Here is an 18114-nt window from a genome sequence, read left to right on the forward strand (position 1 = left end):
GCCTACCATTCGATCGCGGCGATCGGGACGGGCGCGGCGTTGACCTCCTCGCTCGTGACCCTGCCGGAACGGAAGCGGATCACCCGGTGGGCCATCGGCGCGAGCGCCGAATTGTGCGTGATGATCATGACGGTCATGCCCTGCTCGCGGCAGATGTCCTGCAGCAGCTGCAGCACCTCCTTGCCGGTCTCGTAGTCGAGCGCGCCGGTCGGCTCGTCGCACAGCAGCAGCTTCGGCTTCTTCGCGATCGCGCGCGCAATCGACACGCGCTGCTGTTCGCCGCCGCTCAGCTGCGCGGGGAAGTTCGCGAGACGATCGCCCAGACCGACCTTGCGCAGCGTGTCGGCCGGGTCGAAATGGTCGGGGCAGATCTGGCTGGCGAGTTCGACGTTCTCCAGCGCGGTCAGGTTCGGGACGAGATTGTAGAACTGGAACACGAAGCCGATGTCGTTGCGCCGGTAGGCGACCAGTTCGCGCTTGCGCAGATGCGTGACGTCGCGGCCGCCGACCACGACGCGCCCCGACGTGGCCGTGTCCATGCCGCCCAGGATGTTCAGCGCGGTCGTCTTGCCGGCGCCCGACTGGCCGAGGATGACCGTCAGCTCGCCCTCGCCGGCGGTGAAGCTCGCCTCGTCGAGCGCGCGGATCGGCGCGCCGCCGCCGGACGGATACTCCTTGACCACATGGTCGAACTCGATGTACGCCACTCAACACCTCACTCGTGCGCGGGAATCCCCTGGATGGACGGGATCGGGACGGGTCGGCGGCTCTGCGCTGCGGCCGCCGTCTTCCATTAAACCGCATCCGACCCGGACGAATCCTGAACGCGTCGCCGGTGTGGCGGGTTCGAGGCGGGAACGACGGGGGTCCTAGCGCGGCAACCATACAGGTAGGCCGCCGATCCTCCTCGCTGACGGGGACCTCAGCGAGGTAATCATGAGGGCAGCCCGGCAATCCTCCTCGCTGACAGGCGCTCAGCGAGGTCTTCATACGGGTAACCCGCGAATCTTTCTCACTGACAGCGACTCAGCGCGGCAATCGTACGGGTAAGCCGCTGATTCTTCTCGCTGACGACACCTCAGCGAGGAAACCATACGAGTAAACCGAGGATACTCCTCGCCCACGGCGACTCAGCGAGGCCATCATGGAATCAACCCGGCAATCTTCCTCACTGACGACACCTCAGCGAGGAAACCATGCGAGTAAACCGAGGATTCTCCTCGCTCACGGCGACTCAGCGCGGCAATCATGAGGCTACCCCGGCAATCTTCCTCACTGACGACACCTCAGCGAGGCAATCATGAGGGGAGCCCCGCAATCTTCCTCGCTGACGGAGGCTCAGCGCGGCATCCATACGGGTAAGCCGCCGATCTTCCTCGCCGGCGAGGCGCTCAGCGGGACGATCATGCGAGCGATCCGCGGAATCTCCTCGCGGGGAACGGTCGGAGACGGGACCGGCGGCAATCGGCGGACGAATCCGCCCGCGGAAACGGACGCGATACATGCACGTCATGGGCGACGGCATACAATGGCGGCCATTGTCATATGTGCATGCGATCGCGCGACGCCGCCGAACGGACCGGGAGGACCGGACCGGCCGGGCGGAGCCGCCGCGACCGGAAAGGGAGGAAGACCATCATGGCACAGCAGCGCACGGCGGGCGACGCCGCCCGCACGAAGCGCGCACCGCGCGACACCGACGACGTGCCGGTGCCGGCGACCCTGCGCAAGTCGCTGAAGAACCGTCACATCCAGCTCATCGCGCTCGGCGGCGCGATCGGCACCGGCCTGTTCTACGGGTCGAGCGAGTCGATCTCGCTGGCAGGCCCGTCGATCCTGCTCGCCTACCTGGTGGGCGGGCTCGCGATCTTCATGATCGTGCGCGCGCTGGGCGAGATGTCGGTGGAGGATCCGAAGGCGGGCGCGTTCAGCTACTACGCGAGCCGCTACTGGTCGAAGCGCGCCGGCTTCGTGTCGGGCTGGAACTACTGGTTCAACTACATCCTCGTGTCGATGGTCGAACTGTCGGTGGTGGGCAGCTTCGTCAACTACTGGTTCCCGTCGATCCCTCAGTGGGTGTCGGCGGCCGTGTTCCTGGTGGTGATCGCCGCGGGCAATCTGCTGGGCGTGAGCAAGTTCGGCGAATTCGAGTTCTGGTTCGCGCTCATCAAGATCATCGCCGTGATCGCGATGATCCTGGGCGGCGTGGCGGTGCTGGCCGCCGGCCTGCCGACCGTGTCGGGCGTGAAGGCGAGCTTCGCGAACTGGTTCGCGGTGGACGGCGGCTTCCTGCCGCACGGTCTGATGACCCGCACGGCCGACGGCCAGTGGACGGGCCTGCTCATGGCCCTGTGCGTCGTCATGTTCAGCTTCGGCGGCACGGAGCTCATCGGCATCACGGCCGGCGAGACGGAGAATCCGCGCGTCACGATCCCGAAGGCGACGAACGGCATCATCTGGCGCATCCTCGTGTTCTACATCGGCGCACTGGGCGTGATCATGGCCGTGGTGCCGTGGGATACGATCGACGGCACGGTCAGCCCGTTCGTGCAGATCTTCGATTCGGTGGGCGTGCACGCGGCAGCCGGCATCCTCAACTTCGTGTGCCTGACCGCGGTGATGAGCGTCTACAATTCCGGCCTGTACGCCAATTCGCGCATGCTGTACTCGCTCGCCAGGCAGGGCAACGCGCCCGCGTACCTGGGCCGGCTCAACTCGCGCGGCGTGCCGGTGGCGGGCGTGATCACGTCGGCGATCATCACCGCGCTGGCCGTGGTGGTCGTGTTCCTGTGGCCGACGTTCGCGTTCAACTATCTGATGTCGATCGCGACGATCGCGGGCGTGATCAACTGGTCGATGATCATGGTCACCGAGATCCACTTCCGCAAGGTCGTCGCCGCCGGCGAGGGCCCGGGCGAGCTGGCCGGCCTCAAGGGCCGCGAGGCGCTCGACCGCATCCATTTCAAGCTGCCGTTCGCCGCGGCGATGCCGTACATCGTGCTCGCGTTCCTCGCATGCGTGGTCGTGCTGATGTGTTTCTCGGCCAGCTATCGAATCGCGGTGGTCGCCGGCGTGATCTGGCTCGCCGTCCTGCTCGCCGCCTACCGGCTGACGCAGGCGCGCCGCTGACGTCGCCGCGCCGGTAGCCGGCCCGTCCCGGTTCCGCGGTTTGTATGCGTCCCGACGGCGCCGCCGCATACAAACCGCGGAAAAGACCGACCGAAACCGCGGTTTGTGCGCGGACCCTTCGTCGGGACGCATACAAACCGCAGCCGGCATGACAAGCGGGGGTATGACGGATGCGTTCCGTCATACCCCCGCTGTCGTATGTGGGTGGTCCGACCGACGTCCGACTGACGTCCGACGGACTGCCGCCGCCGGCCGAGCGGCCGTCAGCCGAGCGCGATGCGGTCGATCGCGGCGAGCTCGTCGTCGCTGAAGTCGGTGTTGTCGAGCGCCTTGATGTTGCTGAGGATCTGCTCCGGCTTCGACGCGCCGGCGAGGACGCTGGTGACCGTGTCGTCGTGCAGCAGCCAGGCGAGGCTCATCTCGGCGAGCGTCTGCCCGCGCTCGACGGCGATCTCGTTGAGTGCGACGATCTTCGCGTGCGTGCGCTCCACGTCCTCGGGGCGCAGGAACCGCGGGTCGTGGGCGGCGCGCGAGTCGGCGGGGATGCCGTCGAGATAGCGGCCGGTGAGCAGCCCCTGGGCGAGCGGACAGAACGTGATCAGGCCCTTGCCCAGCCGCTTGGCGGTCTCCTTGAGCCCGTTGCGTTCGACCGTGCGGTCGAGGATGTTGTAGCAGTTCTGGTTGATGACGAACGGCACGTGCAGCCCGTCCAGAATCGCCGACGCGCGCGCCAGACGCTCGCCGTCGTAGTTCGACAGGCCCACGTACAGCGCCTTGCCGGAGGCGACGGCCTGCGCGAGCGCCCCCATCGTCTCCTCGAGCGGCGTGGACGGGTCGGGGCAGTGATGGTAGAAGACGTCGACGTAGTCGAGGCCGAGCCGGCCGAGCGACTGGTCGAGCGAGGCGAGCAGGTACTTGCGGCTGCCGCCGGTGCCGTACGGCCCCTCCCACATCTCGTAGCCGGCCTTGGTGGAGACGATCAGCTCGTCACGGTGGGCACGGAAGTACCTGTCGAGCAGCAGCCCGCAGTTGCGTTCGGCCTGCCCGGGTTCGGGACCGTAGTTGTTGGCGAGGTCGAAGTGGGTGATGCCGTGGTCGAATGCGGTGAAGACCAGCCGCTTCATCTGGTCGAACGGCGTGATGTCGCCGAAGTTGTGCCAGAAGCCCAGCGAGATGGCCGGCAGGGTGAGACCGCTGTCGCCGCAGCGGTTGTAGCGCATCGTCGCGTATCGGTCGGCTGCCGGCGTGTATGCGGCGGTGGGTTCGAACATGGTCGCCTCCGTTGGTGTCCTGTTGGTTCGGTTCGGTTGGTTCGGTTGGATGAATGATGACGCCGGCCGGGGCCGGGGCGGACGGTCATGCCGTCCGCCCCGGTTCCCCGCCGACGTCGTCGCCGGCTCCGCGGAACGTCAGCGCGGGTCGATCGACACCGCGAACGTGAAGCGTTCGGCGTCGAGACGGTAGCGCTTGTCGAGCTCCGGGCCGCAGCTGTTGGAGCCGACGCCCGACTGCATGTAGTCGACGCAGACGACGGTCGCGTCGGCCTCGCGCAGTTCGCTCGCGTGCATCGCCTGCGTCATCTCCTCGGCGGTGTACGGCAGCGCCTGGAAGTCGAACGTGGCGCGCGCGTCGCCGCCGACCGCGCCCGGTTCGCCCAGGAACGTGACGGTCGCACCGTCGCCGCCCACGCTCGCCCAGTCGCAGTCATGGTGGTTGCCGTTCTCCTGCGGCTTGATGTACGGCTCGGCCAGCGAGTCGGCGGTGCCGGAGAACACGCCGTGCCAGGAGGCGCGGCGCTTGTCCACGTAGCTTTCGACCGGCCCCAGGCCGCAGTAGGTGACGTCGCGCATCGCGCGCGGCAGCATCATGCGCAGGCCGAAGCGCGGCAGGAACGGGAACTCCGGGTCGCGTTCCACGTCCATCGTGACCGACACGAGGCCGTCGCGGCGGATCGTCCACGTCGCGTCGATCGTGGCGATGCGCTGCACGACGGGCGCGACGAGGCCGATCGCGGCGCGGATCGTCACGTCGCCGTCGACGAACGCGACGTTCGCGTCGGCCATGTCCTCCGGCACGTCGACCAGATCGTCCTCGTCGACCTCGATCGCCGTCTCGTAGGCGCGCGCGTACGCACGGTCGTAGCCGGCGCGCTCCCACTCGTGGCGGATGTTGCGGTCGTTGTCGGCGGGCGCGCGCCACACGTCCAGCGTCATCGGCTCGACGAGCAGCGTGCGGTTGCGTACGCTCATCGACGAGAACAGGCCGGTGCGCTTGTCGAACACGTAGCGGAACGTCGGCGATTCGACCGTCAGCGTCGCCGACGCGTCGGTGACGGCCAGCGGCGAGCGCGACGGCGCGGCCGCGACGGCGTCATCGTCGGCGGTCTCGCCGTCGGACGGCTCGTCGCCGCGCTCCAGCAGCGCGACGACGGTCTGGTTGCGCTCGTCGGCGGTGTGCGCGGCCAGCTCGTCGAAGCCGTACACGAAGCCGCGCGGCAGGATGCCGTCGGCGCTCGCCTCCGTGCGCAGGCAGCGGACGATCAGCGTCGCCTTGCCGGCGGTCTCGCCCAGTTCGGCGAGCGCCTCGCGGATGGTCTTCGGCAGCAGGACGGTCGTCTCGCCGTGCGGCGGGATCGACGGCATCGCGGCGACGTCTCCCGCGCCGAGGCCGGCCGCGTCGTCCCCGTCGCCCCACATGGCCCACGCGACCTGCTCGCCGTCGACGAGCAGCGCCGCGTCGAGCGTGACGCCGGCGTCGGCGGTGTCGAGGAAGTCCCAGTAGTTGTGGAGCGTGACGGCGCCGGTGGACTGGTTGAAGCCGGTGACGCGCACGGGACGGTACACGTTCTTGAATTCGAGCAGGCCGGTGTGCGGCGTGCGGTCGGGGTAGACGAGACCGTCCATGCAGAAGTTGCCGTCGTGCGGGTATTCGCCGGAGTCGCCGCCGTACGCGTAGACGCGGCGGCCGTCGGGCGTGGTGCCGCGGTCGATCGCATGGTCGCACCATTCCCAGACGAATCCGCCGACGAACCCGTCGTAGCGCTGGATGCGGTCGAAGTAGTCCTCCAGGTCGCCCGGGCCGTTGCCCATCGCATGGCTGTATTCGCACATCACGTACGGCTTGGCGCCGTTGTCGCCGTCGTCGCCGTTGGCGCCGTCGCGCTTGCCGTCGGGCGTGCGCGGGCCCTCCTCGGAGAAGTATTGGTCGATGTCGGCGATCGACGGGTACATGCGGCTGTGCACGTCGAGGTGCGAGAAGTCGTATTCGCGGTCCTCGGTCACGTAGCGGGCGCTCTCGTAGTGCGTCAGGCGGCTCGGGTCGAACGCGTGCGTCCATGCGAGCGCCGCTTCGAACGTGCAGCCGTAGCCGCATTCGTTGCCCATCGACCACATGATCACGCTCGCGCGGTTCTTGTCGCGTTCGACGGACCGCTGCGTGCGGTCGACGGTGGGCGCGACCCAGTCGGGGTTGTCGGCAATCATGCGCGCCCACTGCCGGTACGTTTTGTTCCAGTCGGTTTCGGCGTGGTACGCGTTGTCGGTGCCGTGGCTTTCGTTGTCCGCTTCGGCGATCACGTAGAAGCCGAGCCGGTCGAACAGGTCGTAGTAGTGCGGCGCGTTCGGATAGTGGCTGGTGCGGATCGCGTTGACGTTGTGGCGCTTCATGAGCGTCAGGTCGCGCATGATCCGCGCCTCGTCGATGACGGGCCCGGTCACCGGGTCGGAGTCGTGGCGGTTGACGCCGTGCAGTTTGATGGGACGCCCGTTGACCTTGACGACGTTGCCGTCGACGCTCACCTCGCGGATGCCCACATGGTCGCTGATCGTCTCATGCTCCGTCTCGATGACCAGCGTGTACAGGTACGGCGTCTCCGCCGTCCACAGCTGCGGATCGTCGACGATGATGCGCGCGTGCGCGGTCGGCAGGAACGCGCTGTCGCCGGACGCGCGTCCCGTGTCCGCCAGCGTCGGCGACATCGTGCCGGTCTGCGCGGCGATCGCGAGCGCCGCCTCGGCGTCCGACGGCTCGTCGTCGGCGTCGTCGTCGGCCGCGTCGTCGGCGATCGGTTCGGCGGCGGTGCGGGCGACCAGGTCGCCGGACGCGTCGAACAGGCTGACGGTGACCGGCACGTCCGTGTCGTCGTAGAACGCGAAGTCGACGTCGACGGTCGCATGGTCGACGGGCGATTCGTCGTACTGGGCGTCGGTGAGGCCGGCCTCCAGGAGCGCCGGGTCGACGTTGCGCCAGATCGCGGTGTGCGTGAAGTAGTCGCGCACCGTGTGCTCGGGACGGTCCAGCAGGTACACGTCGCGGAAGATGCCGGACATGCGGAACTTGTCCTGATCCTCCATGTAGCTGCCGTCGCACCATTTGAGCACGAGCACGGCGATCGAGTTGGCGCCTTCGGCCAGCAGGTCGGTCACGTCGAATTCGCTCGTGGAGTGCGCGACCTGCGAGTAGCCGGCGAACGCGCCGTTGACCCACACGTAGAACGCGGAGTCGACGCCTTCGAAATCCAGGAACGTGCGCGGCGCCTGCGCGTTCGTGACATGGTCGAAGTCGCGCAGGTAGACGGCGCACGGCACGTCCTGCGGCACGAACGGCGGGTCGAGCGGGAACGGGTAGCGCGTGTTCGTGTACTGGTGGCCGTCGACGCCCAGGTTCTGCCAGACGCCCGGCACGTGCACGGTGCGGTAGCCGGCCGCCTCGAACGGGCGGGTCGCGGCGGTGCGCGCGGCCGACGGGTCGCCGTCCTCCTCGCCGGTCACCGGTTTGGCGCCGCCCTCCCAGAACGCGGGCAGGCCCTGCGCGTGCGCGCGTTCGACCTCGGCGTCGAGGTCGTGGATGCTCGTATAGTAGCGGAACTGCCAGTCGCCGCTGAGCAGGTGGAAACGGTCGGAGGCGGTGCGGCGCTCGCCGGTGGTGTCGGTGCGGGTGCCGGCGGGCACGTAGTAGGCGCGGTTCGGCTCGGTGCCGACGTGCAGCGCGTCGAGGTCTTCGTAGTAGCGGGGTATGAACATGCTGAGGGGCCTCCTTTGGACGCTTCGGGCGCGTTGGACACTGTGGACGTGCACATCGGCGTGGCGGCGCCCGGTGGGGGCGTCGGCCCGATCCGGGTCGATGCGGGGCCGTGGCCGCCACGCGATATGTTAGCGCTGCCATTCTATGGTCGGCGGCCGAGTCAACATGCCGGGGTTCCATAGGACCGTTCCGGGGACTCCGATCCGGACTCACTTCCCGTTCCGGACTGTCCCGTTCAGGGCGACACGCCCGGAGTGGTCATACAGAACGGGCGATACCGGCCGAAATCGCCCCGATCTGCGGCATAACCGCCGTTCCGTATGACCAATCCGGGCGTGTCGCGCCAACGAGACAGGCCGCCGCCCCACAGGGAGCGACGGCCTGAGAGTCGGTCGGACGGTCACGGCACGAGGACCGGCGCGGTACTGGAGCGCACCATCAGCGTATAGGGGTCCTCCGGTTCGGCCTCCACCGATTCGCCGTCGATGAGCCGCAGCAGCATCTCCCCCGCCTTGCGGCCGATCGCCTTCACGTCGCAGTGCAGCGACGTGAGTTCCGGCAGCGTGGACAGGCATGACGGGGAGTCGTCCCACGAGATGACCGACAGGTCCTCGGGCACGCGCACGCCGCGGGCGGCTGCGGTGCGCAGCGCGGCCACCGCCGTCACGTCGGTGTCGCAGATGATCGCCGTCGGACGCTCCCCGAAGTCGAGCAGCGTGTCGCACAGCTGCGCGCCGGCCGACGCAAGGTACGGACCGTGCAGCGTCGTGCATCGCATGCCGAGCCTCGCGCATTCGTCGGCGGCCCCACGGTCGCGCACAAGGGTGTGCGCGTACTCTTCGGGGCCGGCGATGCGCGCGATGGTGCGATGGCCCAGATCATGCAGATGGCGCACCAGAAGACGGGACCCGTCGCTGTCCGAACTGTAGAGCGTGGGCAGCCCCCCGCTGATCTCGCGGGGGGCCACGAACAGCGCCTTCGCTTCGGGATGCGACCGGAACAGCGCCATGCGGGGGTCGCCCAGCGCCACGTTGAGCACGAGATGCGCGTCCACCTTGCCGGAGGCGATCCAGTCCTCGTGGATGCGGCAGGCGGCCTTCGCCCCGCCCGCGCTCATGCGCAGCGTGATCGAGTAGTCACGGCTGTCGAGCACCTTGCTCAATCCGGCCAGGCAGTCCATCTCGTAGGCGCCCGATCCGAAGTTCTCGGCGTCGGCCACGAGCAGCACCACGCCGATGGAGCGCGTGTGCGCGTCGGACAGGGATTTGGCGGCGCTGTTCGGACGCCATCCCATCGCGCGCGCGACGTCGAGGACCTTGGCCCGGGTGTCGTCCGAGACGCCGGGCTTGCCGTTGAGCGCGTACGAGACGGCGCTCTTCGACACGCCCGCGGCCTTGGCCACGTCGGTGATCGTGATGGTGGATTTCGGCGTCGTCATCATCGTCCCCCTTGGAATGCTGAACCAGTTCAGTCGTTATCGTATCAGCGTTTCAGGTCGTTGGCGCTGCGCAGCACGTTCGCGGCGGCGAATCCGGCCGGGTCGAGTCCGGCGGCGGCGTCGATGTGCCAGACGACGGTCTCGCCGGGCAGCAGCGTGGCCATGCCGCCGTCGATGCGCGCGTCGGCGTCGACCTTGTCGGCCATGCAGAACACGTCGCGCGCGTAGGCGCGGGCGGTGACGGTCAGCGTGTAGCCGCCGGCCGGGTCGGCTTCGCAGACCGCGTCCAGCGGGGCGGGGTCGAGCCGCTGGTCGATGACTTCGGCCGGGTTGTAGACGACGCGCGCGTACGTCGGCGCGTCGGCGGCGACGCCCGGGGCGGCGTCGGCGACGGCGACGATGATCTCGTCCGTCGGATCGTCGAACGCGGCGACGTCGGCGGGCAGGACGAACGAGGCGTGACCGACGGCGTCGATGGCGGCGTCGAACGTCGCCTCGGCGAGCACGTCGCCGGCGAGGGTCATGCGGCGCACGATCCAGCGGCCGGCCCACGGCTCACGCACGTCGTTGAGGACGACGAGCTCGAGGTGGTCGCAGGCGACGGGGGTGCCCTCCCAGCTGTGGTCGTCACGGCTCTTGTCGGACAGACGCGGCTGGATGGTGGCGAGGCGAGGCGCGAAGAAGTCGCGCGACGCGTGCCACATCGGCTTGCGGTGGCCGTAGTAGTCGACGGCGGCCCAGGAGACGACGGGCCAGTCGTCGTTGAGCTGCCAGATGAGCGCGCCGGCGTTGACCGGTTCGAGCGAGCGCATGTGCTCCACGCCGAAGCGCATCGCGTGCGTCTGCTGGAGCTGGCATGCCCAGTGCCAGTCCTCGATGTCGTCCCATGCGTCGGTGGGGATGAGCCAGCTGCGGTTGCCGTCGGCGTCGTAGCTGACGTCGTCGATGCCGCCGGGGGTCAGGTGGCCGCGCATGCCGCGGGCGAGCTTGACGTTGCCGCCGGACGCCTTCTGGTGGACGAGCATCTGGTCGCCGAACGGTTCGAGCTTCTCGTCGTGGACGACGCGGGTGAGGGTGCTGAACGCGGGCGGCGCCTGGTAGCCGAACTCGTCGGCGAAGCGCGGCGTGTAGTCGGCGTAGTGGCGGTAGTCGACGCGGTTCCACACGTCCCAGATGTGCATCGTACCGTCCTTCTCCTTGTTCGCGTCGACGAACTTGGTGAAGCTCATCGGGGAGCTGGGCAGGTACACGTGCGTGGGGTCGAGTTCGGCGAGCAGCTGCGGGAACAGTTCGGCGTAGTAGTAGTCGCCCCAGCCCTTTTCGCCGTAGCCGTACTCGTTGGCGGGCAGGTCGTCGTCGCGCAGCGCCTGCTTGTTGCCGCCCCATTCGCTGTAGGCGACGTAGTTCTCGTTGGAGCCGTTCCACACGATGAGGCTCGCGTGGGAGCTCAGGCGGTTGATGTGCTCGCGCGCCTCGGCTTCGATCTCGGCCTTGGTGGCGGCGTCCTCCGGGTAGGAGGCGCAGGCGAGCATGAAGTCCTGCCACACCATGACGCCCAGTTCGTCGGCCAGGTCGTAGAAGTCGTCGGATTCGTAGATGCTGCCGCCCCAGGCGCGCACCATGTTCGAGTTCGATTCGACGAGGTCGGCGAAGCGCTTCGCGTAGAACGCGCGGTCGCCGCGGCTGAGGAACGCGTCGATCGGCACCCAGTTGTAGCCGCGCGCGTGCACCGGCACGCCGTTGACGTAGATCTGGAACGGGCGGCCGACCTCGTCGGCGCGCGTGTCGACGTGCGTGGTGCGGAAGCCGACGCGGCCGGTCCACTCGGCGGACGGCGTGCCGGCGGCGCCGTCGGCATCGTCGGACGATGCGCCGGCGGTGACGGTCACGTCGTACAGCGGCTGGTCGCCGTAGCCGATCGGCCACCACAGCTTCGCGTCCGGCACGACGACGCGGATCGTGGCGGTCCGGCGGCCCCGCTTCACGATGCCGTCGACGCTCACGTCGACGCCGTGGCCGGCGATGCGCACGGCGACGGGGACCGGCGCAAGCGCGTCGTGCGCGGCGCCGGCCCAGGCCACGGGCCCGGTGCAGGCGCGTTCGATCTCGACGGTGGCGGTCAGCAGGCCGGTGCCGTCGGGCAGCACGTCGACGAGCGGGCGGACGGCGGCGAAGCGCACCTCGGACCAGGAGTCGATGCCGATCTCGCGCCACATGCCAGCGTTGGCGACGTCGATGCCCCAGTCCCAGCCGAACTGGTAGCTGGGCTTGCGCAGCTGGTTGAACGCGTGGTGCTCGGTGTGCGGGTAGTAGCCGAGCTCCTGTTCGCGGCGGTCGGATTCGCGCACGGAGGACGCGAAGGTGACGGTCAGCGTGTTGGCGCCGTCGCGCAGCTGGCCGCGCGCGTCCCAGCGGTAGGAGCGGTGGTAGTTCTGCGCGAAGCCGACGAGCTGGCCGTTGAGCATGACGGTGGCGACGGTGTCGAGGCCGTAGGCGACCAAGTCGTGGCGGTCCTTGCCGTCGGCGTGCCAGTCGAACGTGGTCTCGAACTGCCAGTCGACGTCGCCGATCCACTGCTGACGGTTCTCGTTGTCGCCGTCGAACGGCTCGTCGATGAGGCCGGCGGCGAGCAGGTCGAGGGTCACTTCGCCGGGGACGGTGGCGGGGATGCCGGCGGCGATCGCGTCGCGCAGGTGCTCGGGGGCGACCTGCGGGTTGAGCGCGCGCACGGTCCATCCGTCGGTGATGGCCGCGAAGGTTGCGGGGGTGTGGGTCATGGTTGCGGGCCTTCCTGGTTGGTGGGGTGCGATGGGGGGTGCGGCGGGGCGGGCGGCCGCGTCGGACGGGGCCGGCGGTCTCGACGGACCGTCGGCCCCCGGTTCGGTGCGTTCAGACGGAGGCGCGGCGCTCCATGAGCTCCCTGAGCCGGCGTTCCGGATCGGGGGCGGCGCCGATCAGCGTGCGCGTGTATTCGGCCTGCGGGTGCAGGATCACGTCGTCGGCGGGACCGCGCTCCACGATCTCCCCCTTGCGCATCACCATGATCTCGTCGGAGAAGTGACGAGCGGTGGCCATGTCGTGCGTGATGTAGAGCACGCCCAGATTCTCCTCGCGCTGCAGCCGGGCCAGCAGGTTGAGCACGCCGAGTCGGATGGACACGTCCAATGCGGAGACCGGCTCGTCGGCGATCAGGATCTTCGGTTCGGGGGCGAGCGCCCGGGCGATGGCGACGCGCTGGCGCTGGCCGCCGGAGAGTTCGCCCGGGAGCCGCTTGGCGAACTCCTCCCCCGGGGTCAGGCGCACGCGGTCGAGCAGTTCGACCACACGACGGTGCACTTCCTTGTCGCTCATGCCCGGATGGTGCAGCTTCATCGGACGGGCGATGTGGTGTTCGACGGTGTGGAACGGGTTGAGGGAGGCGTAGGGGTCCTGGAACACCATCTGCACGGTCTTGCGGAAGATGTGGTCCGCCTTGCGTCCGTGCTCCACCGGCCTGCCGTCGATCAGAAGCGTTCCTTCGGTGGGCTTCTCCAGTCCCAGGATCATCTTGGCGATCGTCGACTTGCCGGAGCCTGACTGGCCCACCAGCGCCACGGTCCTGCCGGATTCGAGCGTGAAGCTCGCGTGGCTGACGGCCGTGAACTTCGTGGTCCTGAGTCCGTCGCGCAGATCGAAGCGCTTGGTGACGTCCCTCATTTCGAGCGTGGTCATCGCGTTGCCTCCTTGATGGCGAAAGGCGAGGTGCCGGCTTCCAGGTCCTCCGAGCCGGTGCGGATGAACGCGCCGCGCTCGCCGGTCAGCGACGGGAAGCTGGACAGCAGTTTGGCGGTGTATTCGTGCCGGGGTGCGGTGTACAGGCTCATCGCATCGTTCATCTCGATGATCTCGCCCTTGCGCATCACGGCGATGCGGTCGGAGATCTCGAGCAGCAGCGGCAGGTCGTGGGTGATGAAGATGACGGCGAATCCGAGCTCGTCCTTGAGGCGGGTGATCTCGCGCAGGATCTCGCGCTGGACGACCACGTCGAGCGCGGTGGTCGGCTCGTCCATGATCATCACCTGCGGGTCGAGGGCCATCGCCATCGCGATCATGACGCGCTGGCGCATGCCGCCGGACAGCTCGTGCGGGTAGGCGTTGAGACGGTTGCGGTGCCGGCGACGCGCTCCAGCAGTTCGCCGCACTTGTCGAGACGCTCCCTGCGGGTCATTTCGGGACGGTGCGTGGTGAACACGTCGCCGAGCTGGTCCTTGATCTTCCTGACCGGGTTGAGCGAGTTCATCGCCCCCTGGAAGACCATCGAGACCTTCTCCCAGCGGAACAGGCGCAGGTCGTCGCCCTCCAGGGCGCGCATGTCGATCTGGTAGCCTTCGCGCGAATTGAACAGGACCCGTCCCGACGTCACGACGGCAGGAGGCTTGAGCAGCCGGTTGACGCCGTAGGCGAGCGTGGATTTGCCGCATCCGGATTCACCGGCCAGGCCGAGTACTTCGCCGCGGCCGAGTTTGAGGTCGACGTGCTTGACGGCCTGTACGGTCCGCTCCGCACGGTATTCGACGCAGAAGTCGTCGATTTCGAGCACCGGATCCGCTTCATGGACCGGCGGGTTGGCGTTCATCGCGGTCATGATGCCATTGCCTCCTTGGTGTGCGCCGGCGAGGCCGACTGGGTGAATGCGGCGTCGGAGCGGGCCTTGCCGGCCTTCTCCTCGAGCTTCCACTGCTTGATCTGGCTGCGGGTGGCCGCCTTGAGCTTCGGGTTGACGATCTCGTCCACGGAGAAGTTGATGAGCGCGAGCGCCGCGCCGAAGAGCGCGATGCACAGTCCCGGCGGGATGAACCACCACCATGCGCCCAGGATGAGGGCCATGCCGTTCTGCGCGTAGTAGAGCATCGTGCCCCACGTGTACGAGTCGGTCGCGCCGAGGCCGAGGTAGCTCAGGCCGGCTTCGCCCAGGATCGCGGCGATGACGGCGCTCATCGCCTGGGAGGCGAGCAGCGGGATCAGGTTCGGGAAGATCTCGACGAACAGGATGCGCCATGGCTTCTCGCCGGCGACGCGGGCGGCGAGCACGTAGTCGCGCGATCGCACCGACATCGTGTAGCCGCGCAGCACGCGTGCCGGTCCCGCCCATGAGGTGAGGGCGAGCACGCCGGCGACGAGCACGGACGATTTGGACGGCATGTAGCTGGCGATGACGATCATGAGCGGCAGCCCCGGGATGACGAGCATCACGTTGCTCAGCAGGGAGAACGCCTCGTCCACGGCGCCGCCCATGTAGGCGCCCAGGATGCCGAAGAAGCTGGAGAGCGCGACGGCGAGGACGCCCACGGTCAGGCCGATGAACAGCGATCCGCGGCATGCGTAGGCGAGCTGGGAGAACACGTCCTGTCCGGTCTGGGTGGTGCCCAGCCAGTGTTCGGCGCTCGGCGCGGTCAGTCCGACGTCGCTGACCTTGTTCGGATCGTCGACGAAGAAGGGCACGAACAGGGCGAACAGGGCGATCGTGACGACGATCGTCAGGCCGACGGCGAGTTTGGGGGTCATGGGAGGCAGCATCGATCCGGCCTTGGATGATCCGGACCGGCCGCCGGGGACCTGCAGCTCCTTCTTCTCGGCTTCGGTCAGCTGCGGGGACTGGGCGGCGGAGGGGACGGCGGTCGCGCCGTCGCGTGCGGTCGTTGGTGTGGTCATTGCTTCGGTCCTTTCCGTCTCAGCCCTGCGTGCGGGTACGCGGGTCGATGAAGCCGTAGATCAGGTCCATGAACAGGTTCGCGCCGAGCACGGAGACCGTGATGATCATGAAGATGCCCTGCATGAGCGCGTAGTCGTTGTTCTGCACGGCGGTCAGCAGCGCGAAGCCGATGCCCGGGTAGGAGAACACGGATTCGGCGACGATCGATCCGGCGACCACGAATCCCAGCGAGATGGCGAAGCCGGAGATCGACGGCAGGATCGCGTTGCGCGCCGCGTAGGAGCGCATGATCTCGCCGCGGGACAGTCCCTTCGCCTCGGCGGTGAGGATGTAGTCCTCGGACAGGGTGGAGACCATCATGTTGCGCATGCCGAGCATCCAGCCGCCGACGGACGACAGCACGATGGTGATGGCCGGCAGGGTGCCGTATCTGATGACCGACCCGATGAACGCGAGGTTCCAGCCCGGCTCGACGCTCCACACGTCGTAGCCGCCGAACAGCGGGAAGATCGGGTTCTTCAGGCCGAAGAAGTACAGGAGGATGAGCGCGAGCCAGAAGTACGGGATGGACTGCAGCAGGGTGGTCACCGGGATGAGGTTGTCGATCCACGAGCCGCGCTTCCAGCCGGCGATCATGCCCAGCGTGATGCCGATGAGGAACGCCAGGACCGTGGAGATGCCCACCAGTCCGACGGTCCACGGCAGCGTGCTGCCGATCACGGACGTCACGGAGTTGGGGAAATAGGTGACGGAGACGCCCAGGTCGCCGTGGAGGATGTTGCCGAAGTAGTTGAGGTACTGCCTCCACATCGGCACGGACGAGTCGGAGCCGAGCATCAGCTCGATCGCGTGGCGGGTGGCCGGGGTGACCTGGCCCTTCTGCGCGAGCTTGGAGATGAGCTGGTCGACGGGGTTGCCGGGCATGATGCGCGGCAGGAAGAAGTTGAGCGTGAGCGCCGCCCACAGGGCCACCAGATAGAAGCCCAGTTTGCGCAGGACGTATTTCATGTGGGGTTCTCCTTCCGATTCGTCACTGCTTGGGTTCGAGATGCTGCAGGATGATGCCCATGTCCCACGCCTTCCATGCGGCGGGCAGCGCGTACATGTCGTCTTCGGTGGGCCATCCGGTCACCTTGTCGGTGTTGAACTCGGTGAGCATCGAGTTGATGTAGATCGGGATGTAGGGCACGTCGTCGGCGATCTCGCGCTGCACGATCGCGTACTGCTCCTTGCGTTCCTCCTCGTCCACGGTGCCGGCCGCGGCCTTGATCGCCGCGTCGACCTTCGGGTTCGAGTAGCGCGCGTAGTTCTGGCCTCCGGAGGTCTCGCCGACCTTGGCCATCTGTTCGGAGCTGTAGCGCGGGTTGTACGTGTAGTAGGGGTCGGCGGTGACGCCCAGTCCCAGGGAATCGAGCGACAGCTGGTAGTTGCCCTTCTGTTCGTTGTCGTTCCACTGGTTCCAGGCCATCTGGGTGGAGACGATCTCGATGCCGATCGGCTTGAGCTGCTGTTTGAGCGTGTCGTTGATCAGGATGTAGTCGGACCAGCCGGCCACGGTCTGGATGGTCATGCTCAGCTTGACGCCGTCCTTGTAGCGGTAGCCGTCGTCGCCCATGATCCAGCCGGCCTCGTCGAGTATCCGTTCGGCCGTCTCCCGGTCGTCGCCGTCCGGCGTGTACCGCAGGTCCGGATCCGTGATCCAGGAGGCGTCGCGGTCGGGCATCAGCATGGTCGGCGACCCCATGGCGCCGGCGCCGGCGCCGGCCAGCTTGTTCAGCTGGGTGCGGTTCATGCCGTAGTAGATGGCCTGACGGACCGCCGGATCGGTCTGCGGGCCTTCGCATCCCGCCTCCGCGTTCGAGCAGGTCATGACGACGGTGGTCAGTCGCGGGGTGTTCACGGCGGAGATGCGCGGATAGTTCTCGAGCAGCATCTCGTAGCTGGGGATGTAGGCGCTCATCCAGTCGACCTGCCCCGCCATCAGCGTGCTGGTGGCGGCGGAGGCGTCGTTGAGCGCGATGTAGCGCACGCCGTCGATCTTCGGGCGGCCGTTCCAGTAGTCGTCGAACGCGGTGAAGCTGTACGACTGGTTGGTGAACCGGTCCAGCTTGAAGGCGCCGGTGCCCACCGGATCGGCGTTGGTGTAGTTCATCGGATCGTCGATGTTCTTCCAGATGTGCTCCGGTACGATCGCCTGACCGCCCAGGATGCCGCCCTCCTGCATGTACGCGCCGGTGAACGGCTCGTCGTACGGGGTGCCGTCGGCGTTCTCGGTGGGGAAGACCAGCGTGACGTGGTTCTCGTCGACCAGTTCGGCCGTGCATGCGGTGCCGTTGGTGTTCAGCGCCGGCGTATCGTGGATCAGGTTGAAGGTGAAGGCCACGTCGGCGGCGGAGAACGGCTCGCCGTCCTGCCACGTGACGCCTTCGCGGGTGGTGATGGTCAGTTCGGATCCGTCGTCGTTCCACTCGTAGTCGGTGGCGAGCATCGGGGTCGGGGCCTCGTCGGCGGCGAGGTTGTACCAGTAGAGCGTCTCGTAGATCACGCCCAGCGTCGGGCCGAGAGCAGTCGGAGAGAACGGGTTGAAGTTCTCGTTGAACGTGCCGGTCGTGCCGTTGAAGACGCTGACCACGGTCCCGTCGGATGCCGCGGCCGACGGGCCGGAGCACGCGCCGACGGACATCAGGGAGGCGGCGGCCGCGACGGCCGCGATCGCACGCCGTAGGGTCTTCCTCGCTTTCGACGTCATCGTCAATCCTTTCGGTCGATTGTCGCAGTGCGGTCGGCGTCCTCACCGACCGGCCCAACCGGCCCCGCGTACCGTTCCTCGTCT

General features: G+C 67.9%; 11 protein-coding genes and 1 pseudogene. 1 reads left to right on the forward strand and 11 read right to left on the reverse strand.

Annotation, left to right across the window (positions count from 1 at the left end; all coding sequences use genetic code 11):
* Positions 1-2 precede the first annotated feature (2 nt).
* A complete protein-coding gene (locus D2E24_RS01875) occupies positions 3-707 on the reverse strand; it encodes an ABC transporter ATP-binding protein (protein WP_125967615.1) in 705 nt (234 codons plus the stop codon).
* 931 nt (positions 708-1638) lie between these two features.
* Here D2E24_RS01875 and D2E24_RS01880 point away from each other — a divergent pair.
* Complete coding sequence (locus tag D2E24_RS01880; protein ID WP_125967616.1) at positions 1639-3129, forward strand: amino acid permease; 1491 nt, start codon at positions 1639-1641, stop codon at positions 3127-3129.
* A gap of 263 nt (positions 3130-3392) precedes the next feature.
* On the opposite strand, the gene D2E24_RS01885 is transcribed toward D2E24_RS01880, so the two are convergent.
* The 10 genes and pseudogenes from D2E24_RS01885 to D2E24_RS01925 form a co-directional block, all read right to left on the reverse strand.
* Positions 3393-4400, reverse strand: a complete 1008-nt coding sequence (locus D2E24_RS01885; RefSeq protein ID WP_125967617.1) for an aldo/keto reductase — start codon at positions 4398-4400, stop codon at positions 3393-3395.
* 138 nt (positions 4401-4538) lie between these two features.
* On the reverse strand, positions 4539-8150 hold the full coding sequence (locus D2E24_RS01890) for a glycoside hydrolase family 2 TIM barrel-domain containing protein (protein ID WP_125967618.1): 3612 nt from the start codon (positions 8148-8150) through the stop codon (positions 4539-4541).
* Between the two features lie 401 nt (positions 8151-8551).
* A complete protein-coding gene (locus D2E24_RS01895; protein ID WP_241222800.1) occupies positions 8552-9592 on the reverse strand; it encodes a LacI family DNA-binding transcriptional regulator in 1041 nt (346 codons plus the stop codon).
* Positions 9593-9633: 41 nt separating this feature from the next.
* Complete coding sequence (locus D2E24_RS01900; protein WP_125967619.1) at positions 9634-12366, reverse strand: glycoside hydrolase family 2 protein; 2733 nt, start codon at positions 12364-12366, stop codon at positions 9634-9636.
* Positions 12367-12478: 112 nt separating this feature from the next.
* Complete coding sequence (locus D2E24_RS01905) at positions 12479-13300, reverse strand: ABC transporter ATP-binding protein (RefSeq protein ID WP_125967620.1); 822 nt, start codon at positions 13298-13300, stop codon at positions 12479-12481.
* Positions 13297-13695, reverse strand: coding sequence for an AAA family ATPase (locus D2E24_RS10525; protein ID WP_420897463.1), 399 nt, complete (start codon positions 13693-13695; stop codon positions 13297-13299). Before D2E24_RS10525 ends, D2E24_RS01905 begins: the two co-directional genes overlap by 4 nt.
* Positions 13681-14213: pseudogene (locus D2E24_RS10530) on the reverse strand (ATP-binding cassette domain-containing protein); the annotation flags it as partial. The pseudogene D2E24_RS10530 and the gene D2E24_RS10525, both read right to left, overlap by 15 nt.
* Positions 14210-15280 (reverse strand): ABC transporter permease, encoded by a 1071-nt coding sequence (locus tag D2E24_RS01915; RefSeq protein ID WP_125967621.1) that lies wholly within the window; start codon positions 15278-15280, stop codon positions 14210-14212. The pseudogene D2E24_RS10530 and the gene D2E24_RS01915, both read right to left, overlap by 4 nt.
* A gap of 19 nt (positions 15281-15299) precedes the next feature.
* Positions 15300-16289, reverse strand: coding sequence for an ABC transporter permease (locus D2E24_RS01920; protein ID WP_125967622.1), 990 nt, complete (start codon positions 16287-16289; stop codon positions 15300-15302).
* 22 nt (positions 16290-16311) lie between these two features.
* Entirely contained in the window at positions 16312-18030 is a 1719-nt protein-coding gene (locus D2E24_RS01925) for an ABC transporter substrate-binding protein (protein WP_125967623.1), read from the reverse strand.
* Positions 18031-18114 lie beyond the last annotated feature (84 nt).

This window comes from Bifidobacterium samirii, from assembly GCF_003952945.1.
Lineage (GTDB): Bacteria > Actinomycetota > Actinomycetes > Actinomycetales > Bifidobacteriaceae > Bifidobacterium > Bifidobacterium samirii.